The sequence below is a fragment of the Xanthomonas sp. GPE 39 genome, assembly GCF_000963005.1.
In the GTDB taxonomy this organism is placed as follows: Bacteria; Pseudomonadota; Gammaproteobacteria; order Xanthomonadales; family Xanthomonadaceae; genus Xanthomonas_A.
In genome coordinates this window covers 910,025-926,726 of record NZ_JZHZ01000007.1, presented here as the reverse complement: position 1 = coordinate 926,726, position 16,702 = coordinate 910,025, and the positions used below count along the sequence as shown (strand labels likewise).

General features: G+C 59.6%; 14 protein-coding genes. 11 read left to right on the top strand and 3 right to left on the bottom strand.

The annotated features are described in order from the left end of the window. The first annotated feature begins 32 nt into the window (after nucleotides 1-32). The 4 genes from XALGPE39_RS03910 (at nucleotide 33) to XALGPE39_RS03895 (ending at nucleotide 3,309) form a co-directional block, all read left to right on the top strand. A complete protein-coding gene (locus XALGPE39_RS03910; protein ID WP_045727069.1) occupies nucleotides 33-854 on the top strand; it encodes a c-type cytochrome in 822 nt (273 codons plus the stop codon). An 85-nt stretch (nucleotides 855-939) separates the two neighbouring features. Continuing rightward, nucleotides 940-1,581 carry a thiol:disulfide interchange protein DsbA/DsbL gene (locus tag XALGPE39_RS03905; RefSeq protein ID WP_045727068.1) on the top strand — a complete coding sequence of 214 codons (642 nt, stop codon included), beginning with the start codon at nucleotides 940-942 and terminating at the stop codon, nucleotides 1,579-1,581. 104 nt (nucleotides 1,582-1,685) lie between these two features. Then, the gene (locus XALGPE39_RS03900; protein ID WP_045728942.1) at nucleotides 1,686-2,516 is read left to right on the top strand and encodes a thiol:disulfide interchange protein DsbA/DsbL; all 831 of its coding nucleotides are present in this window, start codon (nucleotides 1,686-1,688) and stop codon (nucleotides 2,514-2,516) included. A gap of 25 nt (nucleotides 2,517-2,541) precedes the next feature. After that, nucleotides 2,542-3,309, top strand: coding sequence for an endonuclease/exonuclease/phosphatase family protein (locus XALGPE39_RS03895; protein ID WP_045727067.1), 768 nt, complete (start codon nucleotides 2,542-2,544; stop codon nucleotides 3,307-3,309). Nucleotides 3,310-3,385: 76 nt separating this feature from the next. On the opposite strand, the gene XALGPE39_RS03890 is transcribed toward XALGPE39_RS03895, so the two are convergent. Continuing rightward, nucleotides 3,386-6,271 carry a TonB-dependent receptor gene (locus XALGPE39_RS03890; RefSeq protein ID WP_045727066.1) on the bottom strand — a complete coding sequence of 962 codons (2,886 nt, stop codon included), beginning with the start codon at nucleotides 6,269-6,271 and terminating at the stop codon, nucleotides 3,386-3,388. A 547-nt stretch (nucleotides 6,272-6,818) separates the two neighbouring features. On the opposite strand from XALGPE39_RS03890, the gene XALGPE39_RS03885 reads away from it, so the two are divergent. From XALGPE39_RS03885 to XALGPE39_RS03860, 7 genes are all read left to right on the top strand, one after another. After that, on the top strand, nucleotides 6,819-7,649 hold the full coding sequence (locus tag XALGPE39_RS03885; RefSeq protein ID WP_045727065.1) for a TauD/TfdA family dioxygenase: 831 nt from the start codon (nucleotides 6,819-6,821) through the stop codon (nucleotides 7,647-7,649). A gap of 39 nt (nucleotides 7,650-7,688) precedes the next feature. After that, nucleotides 7,689-8,732: a sulfotransferase gene (locus tag XALGPE39_RS03880; protein ID WP_045727064.1), complete on the top strand. Its 1,044-nt coding sequence runs from the start codon at nucleotides 7,689-7,691 to the stop codon at nucleotides 8,730-8,732. A gap of 61 nt (nucleotides 8,733-8,793) precedes the next feature. Next, nucleotides 8,794-9,972, top strand: coding sequence for an aspartate aminotransferase family protein (locus XALGPE39_RS03875; RefSeq protein ID WP_235429861.1), 1,179 nt, complete (start codon nucleotides 8,794-8,796; stop codon nucleotides 9,970-9,972). A 25-nt stretch (nucleotides 9,973-9,997) separates the two neighbouring features. Then, nucleotides 9,998-10,657 (top strand): 2OG-Fe(II) oxygenase, encoded by a 660-nt coding sequence (locus XALGPE39_RS03870; RefSeq protein ID WP_045727062.1) that lies wholly within the window; start codon nucleotides 9,998-10,000, stop codon nucleotides 10,655-10,657. 7 nt (nucleotides 10,658-10,664) lie between these two features. Beyond that, nucleotides 10,665-11,234 carry an AAA family ATPase gene (locus tag XALGPE39_RS15095; protein WP_082061820.1) on the top strand — a complete coding sequence of 190 codons (570 nt, stop codon included), beginning with the start codon at nucleotides 10,665-10,667 and terminating at the stop codon, nucleotides 11,232-11,234. A gap of 218 nt (nucleotides 11,235-11,452) precedes the next feature. Beyond that, nucleotides 11,453-13,411 (top strand): transglycosylase SLT domain-containing protein, encoded by a 1,959-nt coding sequence (locus XALGPE39_RS03865; protein ID WP_045727061.1) that lies wholly within the window; start codon nucleotides 11,453-11,455, stop codon nucleotides 13,409-13,411. Between the two features lie 67 nt (nucleotides 13,412-13,478). After that, nucleotides 13,479-14,735, top strand: coding sequence for a multifunctional CCA addition/repair protein (locus tag XALGPE39_RS03860; protein ID WP_045727060.1), 1,257 nt, complete (start codon nucleotides 13,479-13,481; stop codon nucleotides 14,733-14,735). A gap of 261 nt (nucleotides 14,736-14,996) precedes the next feature. Here XALGPE39_RS03860 and XALGPE39_RS15090 read toward each other — a convergent pair whose 3' ends face one another. Both XALGPE39_RS15090 and XALGPE39_RS16355 read right to left on the bottom strand, forming a co-directional pair. Further along, a complete protein-coding gene (locus tag XALGPE39_RS15090; RefSeq protein ID WP_082061819.1) occupies nucleotides 14,997-16,322 on the bottom strand; it encodes a peptidoglycan-binding protein in 1,326 nt (441 codons plus the stop codon). A gap of 30 nt (nucleotides 16,323-16,352) precedes the next feature. Continuing rightward, the gene (locus XALGPE39_RS16355; protein ID WP_235429740.1) at nucleotides 16,353-16,667 is read right to left on the bottom strand and encodes a hypothetical protein; all 315 of its coding nucleotides are present in this window, start codon (nucleotides 16,665-16,667) and stop codon (nucleotides 16,353-16,355) included. Nucleotides 16,668-16,702 lie beyond the last annotated feature (35 nt).

Here is a 16,702-nt window from a genome sequence, read left to right as displayed (position 1 = left end):
GCCGCGGGGTCGGGTCATACGGAGCTTCAGCAATGCGCCACGCTCGCGTTCTTGCCTTTGCCGGTCTAGCCGTTTCCATCGCCGCCGCTGTCGCGTTCGCGCAGACCGCGGTGGTGCCCATCCCCGACAACGCGCCGGTGCGCACCATGCCGCTGGAAAGCGATGTCGGCAAGGTCGCCTGGGGCGATGCCAAGGCCGGCCAGGCCAAGGCCGCCAACTGTGCCGCCTGCCACGGGCCAGACGGCAACCCCTCGCTGGCCATGTATCCACGCATCGCCGGCCAGATGGAACGCTACAGCGCGCGGCAGATGGCGCTGATCGCGCACGGCGAACGCACCAGTGGCGCAGTCGCGGCAATGGTGCCGTTCGTGCAGGCACTCAGCCCGCAGGATATGCGCGACATCGGTGCCTACTTCGCCACGCAAAAGGCCGGTGCCGGCATCGCCGACGATGCGGTGATCGCCGAAGGGCCTTACGCGGGCATGAAGTTCTACGAGGTCGGCCAGCAGTTGTACCGTGGTGGCGACCCCACACGCGGCATTCCCGCGTGCATGGCTTGCCATGGCCCGACCGGCGCCGGCAATCCCGGCCCGGCGTATCCGCATCTGGCCGGTCAACGCGCCGACTACGTGGCGCGACGTCTGCAGGAATACCAGGCCGGCACCACCCAGGAACGCGACCCAACGCTGTTCAAGATCATGGCGCAGGTCGCCAAACCGCTGACCGACCAGGAGATCAAAGCGCTCGGCAGCTATCTGCAGGGTCTGCACGACCATGCCGACGATGCCGCCGCCACGCCGGCCAAACCTGCACCGTCCATGCCCCAACAGGGAGCACCTGCGCAACAATCCTGACCGCGCCGCCATGGCGGCACCCACCCCGTCCCAGCCTCGCGCCGGTCCCGATGACCGGCGTTCGTTTTTGCCCATTGGAGATCGCATGAAACGACTGTTCCACCCGCTGTTGTGCCTGCTTGCCCTGCTGCCGCTCAGCGCCTTCGCGCAACCCAAGCCAGCGGCGCTGGTGGAAGGCCAGGACTACACCGTGATCGCCGACCCCAAGCCGTTCGCACCACTGGCTGGCAAAATCGAAGTGGTGGAACTGTTCGGCTACACCTGCCCGCATTGCGCGCATTTCGAACCAATGTTCGAGGAGTGGACCGCCAAGCAGGGCAAGGACGTGCGTGTGACCCTTGTCCCGGCCGCGTTCGGCGGTTTCTGGGACAGCTTCGCCAGCGCCTTCTATGCCGCACAGCAATTGGGCGTGCAGAGCCGCAGCCACCACGCCATGTTCGAGGCGATCCACGACAAGCACAGCGTGCCGACGCAGAACGTCGCACCGCAGGAACTGGCCACGTTCTATGCCGCCTACGGCGTGAAGCCGCACGACTTCATCGCCGCCTACGAAAGCCCGCAAGTGGCCGCACAAGTAAAGGCCGCGCGCGACTTCGCCATCCGCAGCGACATCGCCGGCACCCCCGCACTGGTGGTCAACGGCAAGTATCTGGTCAAGGGCAGAAACTTCGAAGACATGCTGCGTATCACCGACGCCCTTGTCGCGCGCGCGCGCGCCGGCAAGTAAGCAGCCACAGTCCTCGATCCCCGGCATGGCATCATGGCGGCACTGCCGGCCCGCGTTTGCTGCGGGTCCGGCGCATGCCCCCTATCCTGCTGGAGATGTCGCCGATGAAGACCCGCTTCGCCCTGATCCTGATGGCCCTGCTGCCGATTCTGGTGGCCTGCAAGGCCAAGGACGGCACCACCGAAACCGTCGCCCCCACTACCGCAACGGCAGCGGCCAGCGACAACAGCACCGCCACCGCCGCGCCCACCGAAACCGCGCCGACGCCAGCACCGGCCGACGCGAGCACGCCGCCAGCGGCCGAAAGCGACGCTCCCCCCGCAGCCGCGCCAACTGCGGCGAAGAAGCCCAACGGTCCGGAGCCGGTCGCCGGCACCGACTACATCGACATCCCCGGCGGCCAACCGTTCCAGCCGACCAACGGCAAGGTCGAAGTCGCCGAAGTCTTCGGCTATGTGTGCCCTGCCTGCGCAGGCTTTCAGCCGTTGATCGGCCCATGGAAAGCCGGCCTGCCGTCGGACGTGCACTTCATCTACGTCCCGGCGATGTTCGGCGGCACCTGGGACGACTACGCGCGTGCGTTCTACGCCGCCGAAGCGCTGGGCGTGCAGGAAAAGACCCACGACGCCTTGTACAAGGCCATCCACGTCGACTCGACACTCAAGGGCGAGCGCGGCCATGACTCGGTGCAGGACATCGCCAATTTCTACGCCAAGTACGGCGTGGATCCGAAGCAATTCGCCGACACCATGAGCAGCTTCGCGGTGGCAACAAAGACCAATCGCGCCAAGCAATTCGCGACCCGCAGCGGCATCACCGGCACGCCGTCGCTGATTGTGGATGGCAAATATTTGATCAAAGGCAAAAACTACAACGACATGCTGCACATCGCCGATCAATTGATCGCGCGCGAACGTGCGGCGCTGTCCAAGTAGACACTGTGCGTCGAGCCGCAACGACGTGACCACTCCCGCCACTCGCACACTGCGCGTGCTGACCGCCAATATCCAGGCCGGTTCCAGCACGCGCCGCTACAGCGACTATGTGACTCGCAGTTGGTCGCATGCGTTGCCGGCCGGGAGCAAGCGCAGCAGTCTGGACACGATCGCGCAATTGGCCAGCGCCCACGACATCGTCGGCTTGCAGGAAAGCGATCCTGGCAGTCTGCGCTCGGGCTTCACCAACCAGACCCACTACCTGGCCGAGCGCGCTGGTTTCCATTACTGGAGCCACCAACCGAACCGGCGCGTGGGCGGCGTGGCCTCCAGCGCCAACGGCCTGCTCAGCCGGCTGGAGCCGCTGGAGGTGCAAAGCCATGCCCTGCCAGGCCGCCTCGGTGGCCGTGGCGTGCTGCTGGCCAAGTTCGGCGACGGCAACGAGGGCCTGGCGATCGCGGTGGCGCACCTGTCGCTGGGCGCAACCTCGCGCACGGTGCAATTGGCATTTATTGCGGACCTGCTCGCCGATCATCCCAACGCCATCTTGATGGGCGATTTCAACTGCCTCGCCGACCGCCCGGAAATGCAGTTGTTGTACCAGCGCACCCGGCTGCAACCACCGGCTTGCGTGGTGCCCACCTTCCCCAGTTGGCGCCCGCAGCGGGCCATCGACCACATCCTGGTCAGCGACGGCCTGCGCTGCAGCGCCCATCGCGCCGTACCCGCCGCCTTCTCAGACCACCTGGCACTGACCACCGAAATCGAAGTGCCGCAAGCGCTGCTGCGTTGACCGCTCGCGCAGCACGCACGTCGTGCCGTCATCGAGGCCATTGCATCATGCACTGGCCCGCGCACACGATATCGCCCTAAAACTTCACATCCACGCGCGCATACAGATAACGACCGCCGGGAATCCCATAGGTCGAGGCATCGTAGCCATTGAGCGAACACGACAAACAGATCGGCGGATTCTTGTCGAACACATTGTTGACGCCGCCGCTGACAGTCATCCCCTTGAGCCAATCGAAGCGGTAGCCCACCTGCGCGTCGTGATAGGTGATCGCCGCCAGCGTGTTGGTCCCGGCGACCTGATGACTGCACACTGCAAATGCAACCGCGTCGCCGCACTGCTCGGTCAGTGCGGACAGATGCCGCAGCGTCCATGACGCATTCCAGCGTCCACGCGTCCAATCCAGCGTCATGGTGCTGGTCCACTCCGGGATGGCGCTGTCCACCACCTCCACGCCGGGGCGTTGCGGTTGCACTTGGCCGGCAGCCCCCGTGGCGACGTAGCGGGTAACGAACGTATTCTGCCAGCGCAGCTTGAAGCGTCCGCGCGCCGTTTCCGGCGAGCTCCAGAACATGCCCACATCCCAACCGTCGGTCTTGATCGCGCCAAGATTGGTCAGGCGGTTATTGAAACCGTTGATGACGCCCGTGGCGGCGCGGGTGATACCTTGACAGTAGATGGGCGAGAGCGTCTGCACGCACGCATCGAGCTGGGATTGCGCATTGATCGCCTGGATCGCGCCATCGATGTCATGACGGTAGAAGGTGACATCGATATCGAAGTGGTCCGACCACGGCACGCTACTGGCGAACCATGGGCTCCACACGAAGCCCGCACTGAAGCTGCGCGCCTTCTCAGGCTTCAGCGCCCGGTTGCCGCCGGTGGTCACCGAGATCTGCGCATTGGCCTGCTGATAACCGGCCGGCGCACCAAGCGCGGCGCAATGGGACGCACTGCCGCGCGGCGCGGTACCGCCCAGGCCAACCGAACACGGGTCGGAGAGCGTCAGGTCCGCACGCGCGGCCGAGCCATACAACTCGCCAATGCTAGGGGCACGAAAGCCTTCGGCATAGCCGGTACGCAGCACGAAATCCGGCGACACCTGCCAGCGCAGGCCGTACTTCGGCGTGAATTCGCTACCGAAGGTGGAATAATCCGAATAACGCCCTGCCAGGCTGAGATCCAGTTTATCGCCCAGCGGCGAGTCGGCGAAAATCGGCACGCTCAGTTCGAGGTAAGCCTCTTTGACATCGTAACTGCCCTGGGTCGGCAACGACGGCACCCCGTTGTAATGGCCGATCACGGTCAATGGATCGGGCTGATACCAGCCCTCGTACCTGCGATATTCGATCCCGGTGGCGAAGGACACCGCACCTGCGGGGAGTCGGAACAGATCGCTACTGAGGTTGCTGGTGAACTGGGTCAGTACGTTCTGACTGCGATCGTGCAGCACCGGCTGAATCCAGCGCAACATACTTGGCGTGATACTGCCAGCACCGCCGAAGAGATTCAGCGGCACACAACCGGGCACCGCCGCGCATGCAGCCGGATCACCCAACGCCACGTTGATGTTGTAGATGTTGTAACTGCCATGGTTGGTCTGCTCGGCGTGATTCTTGCTGTAGGTGCCGTTGACATCCCAGAACCAGGTCCGATCAGCGCCTTGAAAACTACCGATCAGGCCGGTCCCGATGTAATGCGTATCCACGCGCTGCTCGAACACACGCATGCCGCCCTCCACCGGCCGACGCGCAATCATGATCAGATTACGCGCCGGATCCAGCGCGAAGCCAAACGGGTTATATGGATTGGCCGCAGAAACGGACACATTATCGGCCAGCGGATTTCCGGTGCCGGCGCCTGGCCCCAGAAAAATCGGCTCCGGCGCGGCCTGATTGGTCGATGTCCGCCGATTTTCCAGCAGTTTCAGATACCACTGCATCTCATCGTTGAAGAAGAAACGCAACTGACCATACACGCCCTTGCGCTCCGAAGGCGTCAGCAGCAGGTTGGAGGGGGCGAAGTTGTAGCGGTCGGCGGTGCTGAAACAATGATAATCGTCGCGACGGCTGCAGCCGGGGCTGCCGTCGTAACGGGGCGAGGCGACACCATGATTCGGTGTCAGATCCTGCTGGGCGCCGGTATTGGGATCGATGAAGATGAAACGCCCATCGGGTATGGCCGAGCTACCGAAGCTCACCCCGGTACCGGGAACCGGATACGACGACTGCGCGCGATCACGTGCATAGATCGGATCCTGCTTGGTATCGCTGGCACCGACGAACACGCTGGCGCGCTCGTTGCTATGGCCCCAAGCCAGATCCACGCCCTTGTTCGCGCCATCGCCCTTGTCGTACAGACCATCGCTCAGCGTCACCTGGCCGCCCTCGAAACTGCGCCGGGTGATGATGTTGACCACACCGGCAATCGCGTCGGAGCCATACAGCGAGGAAGCACCATCCTCCAGCACCTCGATACGCTCGACGATCGCCAACGGAATGGTATTGAGATCGGTCGCCGCGCCCACCCCCGATGCGGAGGACTCGTTGACCCACCGCATGCCATCGACCAGCACCAACACGCGCTTGGCGCCGAGATGGCGCAGGTCCACCTGAGCCGAGCCAGCCCCAACGCCGCTGCCGTCGGGCGGAAAGCCCTGGTTGCCGGAGGAGTTGAACTTGGCATTCAACGCCGAGCCGGAGGCGGTGAGTTGCTGCAACACATCGCCGATGGAGGTCAGGCCAGTACGCTCGATATCGGCACGGCTCAGGCGCTGCACTGGTACCTGGCCTTCCACTTCGGCGCGGCGGATGCGCGTTCCGGTGACCTGAACGCCATCCAGCGTGGTGGTCGTCGCGGAAGCGGTCGCCGCGCCCTGCTGTGCTCCGGCCAACGCTGGGGCACCTGCGAGCAAGGTCGAAGAAACTACGAAAACCAAACGATGACGGTGCAGGACGTTCATCCGTCTCTCTCCGGAAAGGATGTGGGCCAGTCGTTGCGCCCCCTGTACCGCGCGGGCATAGATGCGTTGTAATCAAATCATGAACGACACGCAAGCACCAACACACGACACCCACCTAACGAAAAGACCCCGCATCCCGTAGCAAAGGCAACGGTGCCATCGTCAGTCCTACGCGAAAATTGGACTGCGAACCGGAATGGGGAGAACATCACGGCATGCTGATTTCTTTACGTACATGATAGAGCGTACGTGCAAGCTAAAGAGCTATTGCTTCATTGGCAAAATACAACGATCTGAAAGTTGTAATCGCGCTCTTCGTGTCGAACACAGAGAAATCAATCAACCATAATTTGTTGATCTGAATCACTGAAAATTTGTTGCACGAACAAAAAATTTCATTTTTATTATTAGTGATGTAAAAACGCCAAATTTTATGCGTTCTGCGAAGCCAGAAGGCGATGATCACCTGGCTTTCCTATGAAACTCTGTCGCATGCGTTTCCCAGAAAAATTTCAGGATTAAAATTTTACTTCGCCAGAGGTAGAGCATGCAAAGCCGTTTCCACGGTTGGTCCGCGCAGGTGCTCGATGCGAGCGACACACAGGCCGTCATGCGCGATATCGACAAGTACGGGTTCGCTATCGTCCAGGACGAATGGCGATTCGATGCATCAGACTTCGAGCGGATGGCGACGCTCTATCATCTCGGGCCGATGTATCAGTCCGATTTCAACCGCCGCATGCACATGGAAGGCATGTCGACGTCTGGCATCAACCAGGTCGGTGGTTTAACCAGCGGTCAACACGATGTATTCAACGGCACATCGGGGGCGGCGTTGCATACCGATGGTTCCTACTTGCCTATTGGTACGATCAAGACGTCGATTCTACTCTGCAAGCAGCATGCGCTTGGCGGTGGCGAATCGACGCTGTTCGATAGCCTGGCGGCATTTCATGCGCTTTCCAGGCATCACCCAGAACTCGCCCAGTGCCTGCTAGCGCCCAAGGTGTTCCGACGCAGATCGACCGATCCGCGCCTTGACAGACAATATGAGCACATCGGGCCGGTATTTCTCAGCGCAGAAGACGGTGGAATCGTTGGCGGCTTCACCATCGACGTGACTGCGGACTGGGACTATTCGCGCCGCGTGGAACCTCGAGTGCTCGATGCTGTGGCTTACTTGACCCGACTTGCCGAGCCGGATAGCGGGTATACGCTGAGCTTTACCCTGCAAAGAGGGCAGGCATTGATCATACGCAACGATCAGCTTTCACACGGGCGGAAGGCCTATGTCGACGACCCTGTCAATCCGCGCATTCTATTGCGAGGTCTATTTCTGTCAGCACCGTGCGCACACCATGCAAAGAAAGTTTCCTAGCGCTTCGGCTTCCATGTCATTACATCGAACCCGGCACAAATGACGGATACGACAGCACCGATACTCACATCCCAATGGTCCGCATGGATGTCTTACAGCGAACGCGAGTTCGCCACGCGCATTCATAGCGACCTTGCCAAACACGCGATTGACGACGATATGGTTTCTGCCATCGCCGAATTCGTACATGAATATCGCGCTGGCGGAAGAAACTGGAGCCGGCAGGGGTTACGAGGCGACGAAGTATTGTCGCCCATGCTCGGCCTGGCAGATCGCGCGCCCACGATGCTGGAACTCCTGCGCGCACAGGTCGCGCAGGCCGAGCACAACAAATGGCTGGGCGGCAGCCTGCGCGAAGAGGTCGCCTGCGCACAGAAGCAGTACACCAAGTTCGCCATCGTGTCGACACCGCGCTCCGGCACACACCTCTTGCGCACGCTGCTCGGCTCACATCCATGTATCGAGATGCACGGCGAAGCATTCAATCGGTTCGGCCAGCACTTGCTTCCATATTCCGTACAGGACACCAGCGCAGAGCGGATTCTTGAGCGACATCTATTTCGACCGTATTTCGAATATGTGGAAGCTGTCGGCTTCGTGCTCTTTCGTGATCTCGACACAGAGTGGGCAGGTGCAGATATCTGGGAGACACTGGCTGGCTGGCCGGATCTAAAAATCATCCTGCTGGATCGACGCAACCGTCTCGAACGACTGGTGTCGCTCAAGAAAAGTCTGCTCGATCAGGTCTGGTACGTCGGTCGTGACGATAAGAGATTCCGGAAACAGATCAAACTCACCATTCCGCATGGGGAACTCGTAGACTTTATCGACCAGGACCTTGCCAATCTAGCCAAGTTTCATGATCGCTTTGCTTGTCACGAGATCTTGTCAATCGAATACGAAGACCTACTCGCCGAACCAGAATCTGTACACGAAAAATTACTTTCCTTCCTTCATGTCTCAGCGGCAAGACTCGAACCAGGAACAGGAAAAAAGGAGACATCCTCGGTCTGGTCTACGATCGAAAATATCGACCAATTGAAGCTGGAACTTCAGGGAACACAATATGAGCGCTATCTCTAGACCACGCCACTATTGGCCACCGTATACGCCCATGAATACGGAGGATCACCGACCTAGAATCGTGCGCGGCCAGGGGAGTTATCTCTACGACAAGACGGGCATGCGCTATCTAGACGGCATATCGGGCAGTTATAATCATTGCCTTGGTCATTCTCACCCGGCCCTGATCGAGGTGGTCAAACAGCAGATAGATACACTGGTCCACGCGTGCAATATCGGCTCAAGCACATTACTACCAGAGGCACTCGCGGAACGACTCGGCGATGCGTTGGCACCAGCGGGACTTGCACATACATTCCTTGTAAGCGGTGGTAGCGAGGGGGTCGAAACCGCACTAAAAATGGCATGGCACTATCAAATCAGTCGCAACAAGCCACAGCGGACGCGAGTCGTGGCGATTGATGGCGCTTATCATGGCTGCACGCTCGGGGCGATGGTCGCCACGCGACGCGCCTTCATCAACGAAGGCGCACTACCATTTATCTCGACCTGTTCGATGACGATGCCTCTACCACAGAGCCTAGACGACTTATCGGCATGGGAGGCGCTTCTTGCCGAACACGGATCGACCGTGGCGGCGCTCATCATCGAGCCGGTGATGGCGATGGCGGGAACACGGCAATTTCCACACGGCTTTTTGCGAGCGCTATCCTCGCTCGCCAGAGCACACGACATCCCTTTGATTTGCGACGAAGTCTATTGTGGCATCGGAAGAACCGGCGTTCTGTGCGAGTCAGCCTCTCAGGGCGCTAGTCCGGATATCGTCATTTTTAGTAAGAATCTCGGAGGTGGCTTCCCGATCACCGCCGTCATGACAACAACCCAAATTGCCGAAAGCTTCGCATCACAACCTTTTCCGCTTTTCCGGCATGGACATACACAATCCGGCAACCTATTAGGCTGCCGTGCCGCCTTATTCATTCTCGACCACCTGCACACACAAGAATTTTATGAAAAAGTCCGGATGAAGGGAGCGCGTTTATTACAGGAAATTCGCAAAAATTTGCCGACAACAGACACTGTGGTGAGCGCACAAGGAAAAGGCCTGATGCTATCGATCACTTTCAATTCACCAGAAACATGCGGCCGCGTACAACACGAAGCGCGCCGACAGGGATTAATCATCGGAGCTGCGGATCGAAATCTGAAGCTTGCGCCACCCTTCACCATCAATGACACTGAGATCGACGAGCTGACACAGCACCTTGCATTCGCGATAAGTAACGCGTCGCACCATTGATTATTTATTTAACACGAGGCAACACATGACCTCCGAATATTTCGCACTTGATCAAATTGCAGGAGGAACACTCCATTCCACGCCATTCAACTGGGGAGAGTTGCAGGCAATATGGCATAGCGACGCGCTAGCATACAGACTGGCAAGTGAGTTTCCGACAGAAGGATTCAACTTCCGCGAACGCAACGGCGGACATTTTTATCGACGCACCGTGGTTCCGCTTGGTTCGCTCGACGTAGACGAACCTGCGACATTGTCCGATACATGGCGCGCAATGTGCAAAGAACTCGTGTCAGACGCATTCAGGTCGTCCATGGCCGATTTCTGCGGAACAGACCTGACGGAATTCCCGATGGAGGCCGTTGCGTTTCGGGGAGGCCAAGACACGCACTACCTGCCACATGTGGATGCTTCGTTGCGCCGAGGTTTCCGCCTGATTATCTATTTCAATGCCCGCTGGGAACTGGACTGGGGTGGATTGCTTCGTATTCTCAATCCTCAAGATCACCACGAAGTTCACTACACCGTGGTTCCCGTGATCGGGAACGCTACCTTGATAATTCGCGATGGATGTTACGAAGATACTTGGCATGAAGTGACACGCCTATCCCCAACAGGCGGACTCACGCGCAACACCCTCAACGTCACCTACTATGAACCAGGGACGAAAGAAACCGCCCAGTGAGACAACGATGAGTCTGTGCCACCGCAAAAAACTCGTCATGCTTTACGGCCCACCCGCCGTTGGAAAATTAACTGTCGGCAAGGAAGTAGCCAAGCACCTCTCCGCAACTCTTTTTCATAATCATCTGACTTACGATCTCGCCACCGCCTTACTAGGCGCCGATAGCAGCTTCGAGACTCGCCGGCGGTTTGCATGCCGATTGAGACTCGACGCGATTTCTTTATTGCTCGAATCCGAGCATCGCAACATCGTCACCACGTTTTGTTATGAAGGCCCCAATGATGACTGGTATGTCGATGCACTCAAATCTCTCTGCACAAAATATTTGACAACACCTTATTTTGTGCAACTAAAAGCACGTCACGATCAGCTCATCGACAGAGTAGAGAATCCCGATCGACGCGCATTCGGAAAGCTCAACCATTGCGAGCAGCTTGCTGCGATTCTGCAACAGTGCCCATATAGAGTCCCGATCCGTGCGGACAACCATCTCTGCATCGATACATCCGATCTCTTGCCAGATGACGCTGCTATTGCAGTGGCAAAATGGACCGACTTGGCACCCTCCAACACGTGAAGCCAAGCCCAGTGCGGACGACACCCTGACTGCATCTTTCGGCACCGATATACCAGGGAACCTCGATTGAAATTCGCAATACATCACACACCACCGTCATTCTCGATAGATCGGGTCGATGCTGACGCGACATTTTGTGCATCGGTTGCCGACTCGCTGGTCATCGTGTCGCCCACCATTGGCACGTCCATTCATCGGCATTCGGTATAGTCTTGCTCATGACCCTGCGCACCTCTCTCCTGCTATTGACTGCCGCACTGTGCGGTAGCACGCCCGCTCTCGCCCAATCGCTCGATGCCCAGCGTCCGGCACTACGCGCGGCAATCGAGGATGCCGAGCAAGGGCACCTCGATCCCGCCCAGGCCGCCGCGTTCAAACAGCATCCACTGTACGGCTGGCTGGAATACGCCAACTTGCGCCGCACAATCGACCAGGTACCCGATGCACAGGCGCAGGATTTCCTCAAGCGCTACGCCGGTCAGCCGGTCGCAGAGAGTTTCCGAGCGCTATGGCTGGCGGCGCTGGCGCGGCGCCAGGATTGGTCAACGCTGCTGGCAAACTGGAAGCCCACCGACAACCTCGGCTTGCGCTGTGCGCAACTCAACGCGCGTCAGGCCACCGGTCATGCCGATGCGCAGTGGGTCCAGGAGGCGCAGGGGTTGTGGCGCAGCAACATCAAATCGTCATCGACCGATGGCTGCGATACGGTCTTCGACACACTGCAGGCGCACGCTGGCATCAGCGATGCACTGCGTTGGGAACGAGTGGAAGCCGCGGCGGACGCGCAGCAGCCTGCGGTCATGCGCGCCGCCGCACATGGCCTGCCCGCCGCCGAACTGAGCCTGGCCAACGATTACGCCGCCTTTCTGGATGCCGTGCACCCGCGCGCACTGAACTGGCCCAAGACCGAGCGTAGCCGCAAGGTCGCCGTGGACGGGCTGGAGAAACTGGCCAAGACCGATCCGGATGCCGCCGAGCAGCAGCTCCCCTCGTTCGCCCAGGCGCTCCAATTCAACGAGGCGCAACGTGGCGCGGTGCTGTACCAGATCGCGCTATGGACGGTGGCCTCCTACGGCCCCGATTCGGCGCGCAGGCTCAATGCGGTGCCGGAATCGGCCTACGACGAGCGCCTGTACGAATGGCGCGCACGCGAAGCGATGGCGCGTGGCGACTGGCCAGCGGCACTGGTCGCGATCCGCAAGATGCCGGCGGCGCAGCGCAACGATTCGCGCTGGCAATATTTCGAGGCACGGCTCGCTGAAAAAACCGGCAACACCGCCGAGGCACAGCGGCTGTACCACGCGGCCGCAACGTCCAGCACCTTCCACGGCTTCATGGCCGCCGACCGACTCAAGCAAGCCTACACGCTATGTCCGTGGGAACCCAACGATAACGCGCAGGCGCAGGCCGCCGTGGCACGCGATCCGGCCATGATCCGAGCGCTGGAACTCTTCAAGATCGACCGCATCGGCTGGGCAACCGCCGAATGGAACGATGCGCTGAGCCGTTTCGACGACACGCAACGGCGGCTAGCGGTGGAAGTGGCGAGCCACACGGGTTGGTTCGACCGCGCGGTGTTCTCGCTGGGCAAACATCCGGAAGAACAACGCATGTACCTGCTGCGCTTCCCGCTGGACCACGACGCGAGTATCCGCCGTGAGGCTAGCAAGAACGCAATCGACCCGACATGGATCGCCGCCGAGATCCGTGCCGAAAGCATCTTCAACCCGAATGCACGCTCGTCGGCCAACGCCATCGGGCTGATGCAGTTACTGCCCGCTACCGGCGCCAACATCGCCCGCGCCATCGGCCTGACCGGCTACAGCGGTGCCGCCAGTCTGTACGATCCTGACATCAACATCGCCATCGGCACCGCTTATCTGCGCCAGTTGCTGAACAGCTACGGCCAAACCTACCTGACCATCGCCGCTTACAACGCCGGCACTGGCCCCGCGACACGCTGGCAAACCCAGCGTCCCGGTTACGATGCCGACTTCTGGATCGAGACAATCAGCTATAAAGAAACTCGCGAATACGTGGCGCGTGTCCTCGCCTTCAGTGTGATCTACGACTGGCGCCTCAACGGCAATGCGCTGCCCGTTAGCGAGCGCATGCTGGGCAAGTTCGACGCACCGCGCAAGGCATTCGTCTGCGCAAACGCCGGCAATCACCAATGAATCCAGGCGACCTCGCATCGAGCGCTGATTCCACCTATCCCGGACCGCACCTCGCACATCGCACAACATGAAGACCTATCTCGTCGGCGGCGCGGTGCGCGACGCCCTGCTCGGACTGCCGTCCGGCGACCGCGACTGGGTGGTGATCGGCGCCACCCCGGACCAGCTCCTGGGTATGGGTTACAAACAGGTCGGTCGCGATTTCCCGGTCTTCCTGCATCCACACAGTGGCGAGGAGTACGCCCTCGCGCGTACAGAGCGTAAATCCGGACGCGGCTACCACGGCTTCGTGGTCCAGGCCGATCCATCGGTGACCCTGGAAGAGGACCTGCGACGGCGCGACTTCACCATCAACGCCATCGCCCGCGACGAAGAAGACGGACGTCTGCTCGATCCCTATGGCGGCGTGCGCGACCTCGAACGCCGCGTGCTGCGCCACGTCGGCCCAGCCTTCGGCGAAGACCCGCTGCGCGTGCTGCGCGCGGCACGGTTCATGGCGCGGCTGGCGCCGCTCGGTTTCCAGATCGCCCCGGACACCATGGCGCTGATGCGCGCGATGGCGGGCAGCGGCGAATTGGAAGCACTGGTACCCGAACGGGTATGGCAGGAATTGCGACGCAGCCTCGCCTCGGCACAACCTTCCGCCTTCCTGCGCACCCTGCACGAAGCCGCAGCGTTGCGCTGCGTGCTACCGGAACTGGACGCACTCTACGGCGTGCCGCAGCGTGCCGAATACCATCCGGAAATCGATACTGGCCGCCACCAGGAACTCGTCAGCGACATGGCCGCGCGGCTCGCGCCAGGCGATGCGCTGATCGGATTCGCCGCGCTGACGCACGACCTGGGCAAGGCACTGACGCCACCGAGCGAATGGCCTCGCCACCTCATGCACGAACAACGCGGGTTGGCGCCACTGCACGCACTGTGCGAGCGGCTGAAAATCCCGCAGGAACATCGGCAACTAGCCGAAATCGCCTGTCGCGAGCATTTGAACGTGCATCGACTGGCCGAACTACGCGACCGCACCGTGCACGCACTGCTGCAACGCTGCGACGGTTTCCGCAAGCCCGAGCGCATCGCGCAACTGGCGCTGGTGTGCGAGGCCGACAAGCGTGGCCGTCTCGGCAGCGAAGATGCCGACTATCCGCAAGGACGCGAACTGCAGTGTCTGCATGCGGCCGCATTGGCGGTCAACGCGCGCGATCTTGCCACACAGGGCCTGAGTGGCCCGCAGATCGGTGAAGCGCTGGCCAAAGCGCGGATCGCGGCGATCGCCGCCGCGCGGATCAGCATGCGTGCTTCCTCAGCGGCCAGCCAGAGATGACCTACAACCTCGCGTATACAACACGACCGCCCTCAACCTTCTCCATCGTGTCGTGTGCGAGTGCTATGGTTGCCACCACGTGTCGCACTATGCTTGGCGAACTGCCAATGCGACACGCTATGCGCTAGCTCGGTCTGGCAACACTGCATCGTCGGCAAGTCGTTTCGGCAAAAGTCCCGCTGTGATAGCCACTGGCTGTGATAGCAAAACGCCCATTTGCGCGATCCGACGCGCCTTCCTGGAATCGAAGAGCGCCATGGGTTATCGCCCACCTGGCATCGGCGGTCCGCCCATGACCGGCCCCTGCTGCGCGGCTTGTGCGTTGATCTGCGCGTTCTGTGCTTGAAGCTGCGCGTTAATCTGCGCCTGTTGCTGCTCGAACTGCTGCACCTGCTGCATGGTGTGTTGCACGCTGGGCGCAGGTTGATTGGTATTGAGCGTGGCGTTATCGGCGTGTATCGAGTTGGTCTGGAACAAGATGCTGCCACCACTACCAACGACATTGCCCAGATCAGCGGGCTGCTTGATGCCCGACATATAACAGGCCGCCGTCGCCTGGGTAAGCAACTCGGGGGAGGTCCCCGGCGGAAACCCGTCCTTGAGTGTGTTGTAAAGCGGGTTCTGCGGATGGCTGGGGTCGCTGAAATCGCGCAAGAGGGCACCGCGATCATGAGCCAAACCCGGCATGCGCTGGTCACGCACGGCCGCATCCAGATGCTGCTGCGTGTCAGGCCCTAGTTTGCCGTCCACCACCAGCCCCTGGGCACGCTGAAAGTCCTCGGCAGCGGCTTTGGTTGCAGAACCGAAACGGCCATCCGGCTCAGCCTTCAGATAGCCGAGGTCGTGCAGTTTCTGCTGGACGTGCTTGACGTCGTCGCCGTGCATGCCTTGTTTGAGGGTATGGGGCTGTGCTGACTGAGTGTGCCTTGTTACAGGAGGACCAAGCTTGAGTTCGGCCATAGCTTCGTTGAAATGTGCTGCACGGCCTGCAATGCCACGGGCGTTGGCAGAGTCACGGCCATATGGTGAGGCACCGATAAATTTTTGCAAGTCATTCAACGTTGGCGGATTACCTGCCTGTATTTCACGCTCAAGTTTACCCGCCAAAAACTTAGCAAGTTGGTCATCATGCCGAGGGGAAAACTGGTTCGCATAGTCAGCAATGCCTAGCTGCAATTTTGCATCTTTATTGATGGCATCAGCGGCATTTGGATTTTCCTTACGAACATTGTCAATGATGTCGCCGACGCGACCAATCGTGACGTCCAACTGTCGATTGGTAAATTCATCAATCTTATCCTTATGGATAACCTGCAACTTCAAATCTAACGAATTTTGATCTTCGACCGAAAGCTGCGCGTGATTTCTCAGCTTAGTGATATCGGCTTCAGTGAACCCATTATCTCTTAGAAATTCTCGCGCAGCGGGATTTGCATCAACATCGAACTGCAATTGACCAAAAGAAGATGAGCTACTACCGAGTTTCGCATACGAAAAGCGACTTGAATCGCCTACATTACCTCCTAATTCGGTAAAAATAAGAAAGGTGCGGAGCTGTTCGCGAGTGATAGTAGCGCTATTCGACATAGTAAGATCCCTTGCAATAGTCTTGGCAGATCAATCCCCTGAACACTTGTAAGTAAATTGAATCAGATTTTTTTCAGACATGTCCTGTGACTTTACTGCTTGAATATTAAAATCCCCAACCATATCATCCTTGCAAACAACCACATCTTGACGTTGCTTTGCAACTTGCAATACGCAGTAGCCGCCAAATGTCTGCTCACCAACTCCTGGGCCAATGTGATTGCCATTTGACAGCCTTATTAATCGCCCACACTGAATAATTTTTCCGCCCTTCTTTTTCTCTACGAGAGACTGATTGAACGACTGAATGATACGCCCAGGGTTCCCTAGACATCTCAAGGCCATGGAAAATGGCTAATTCGGAGGTGTCCATGAGCAGC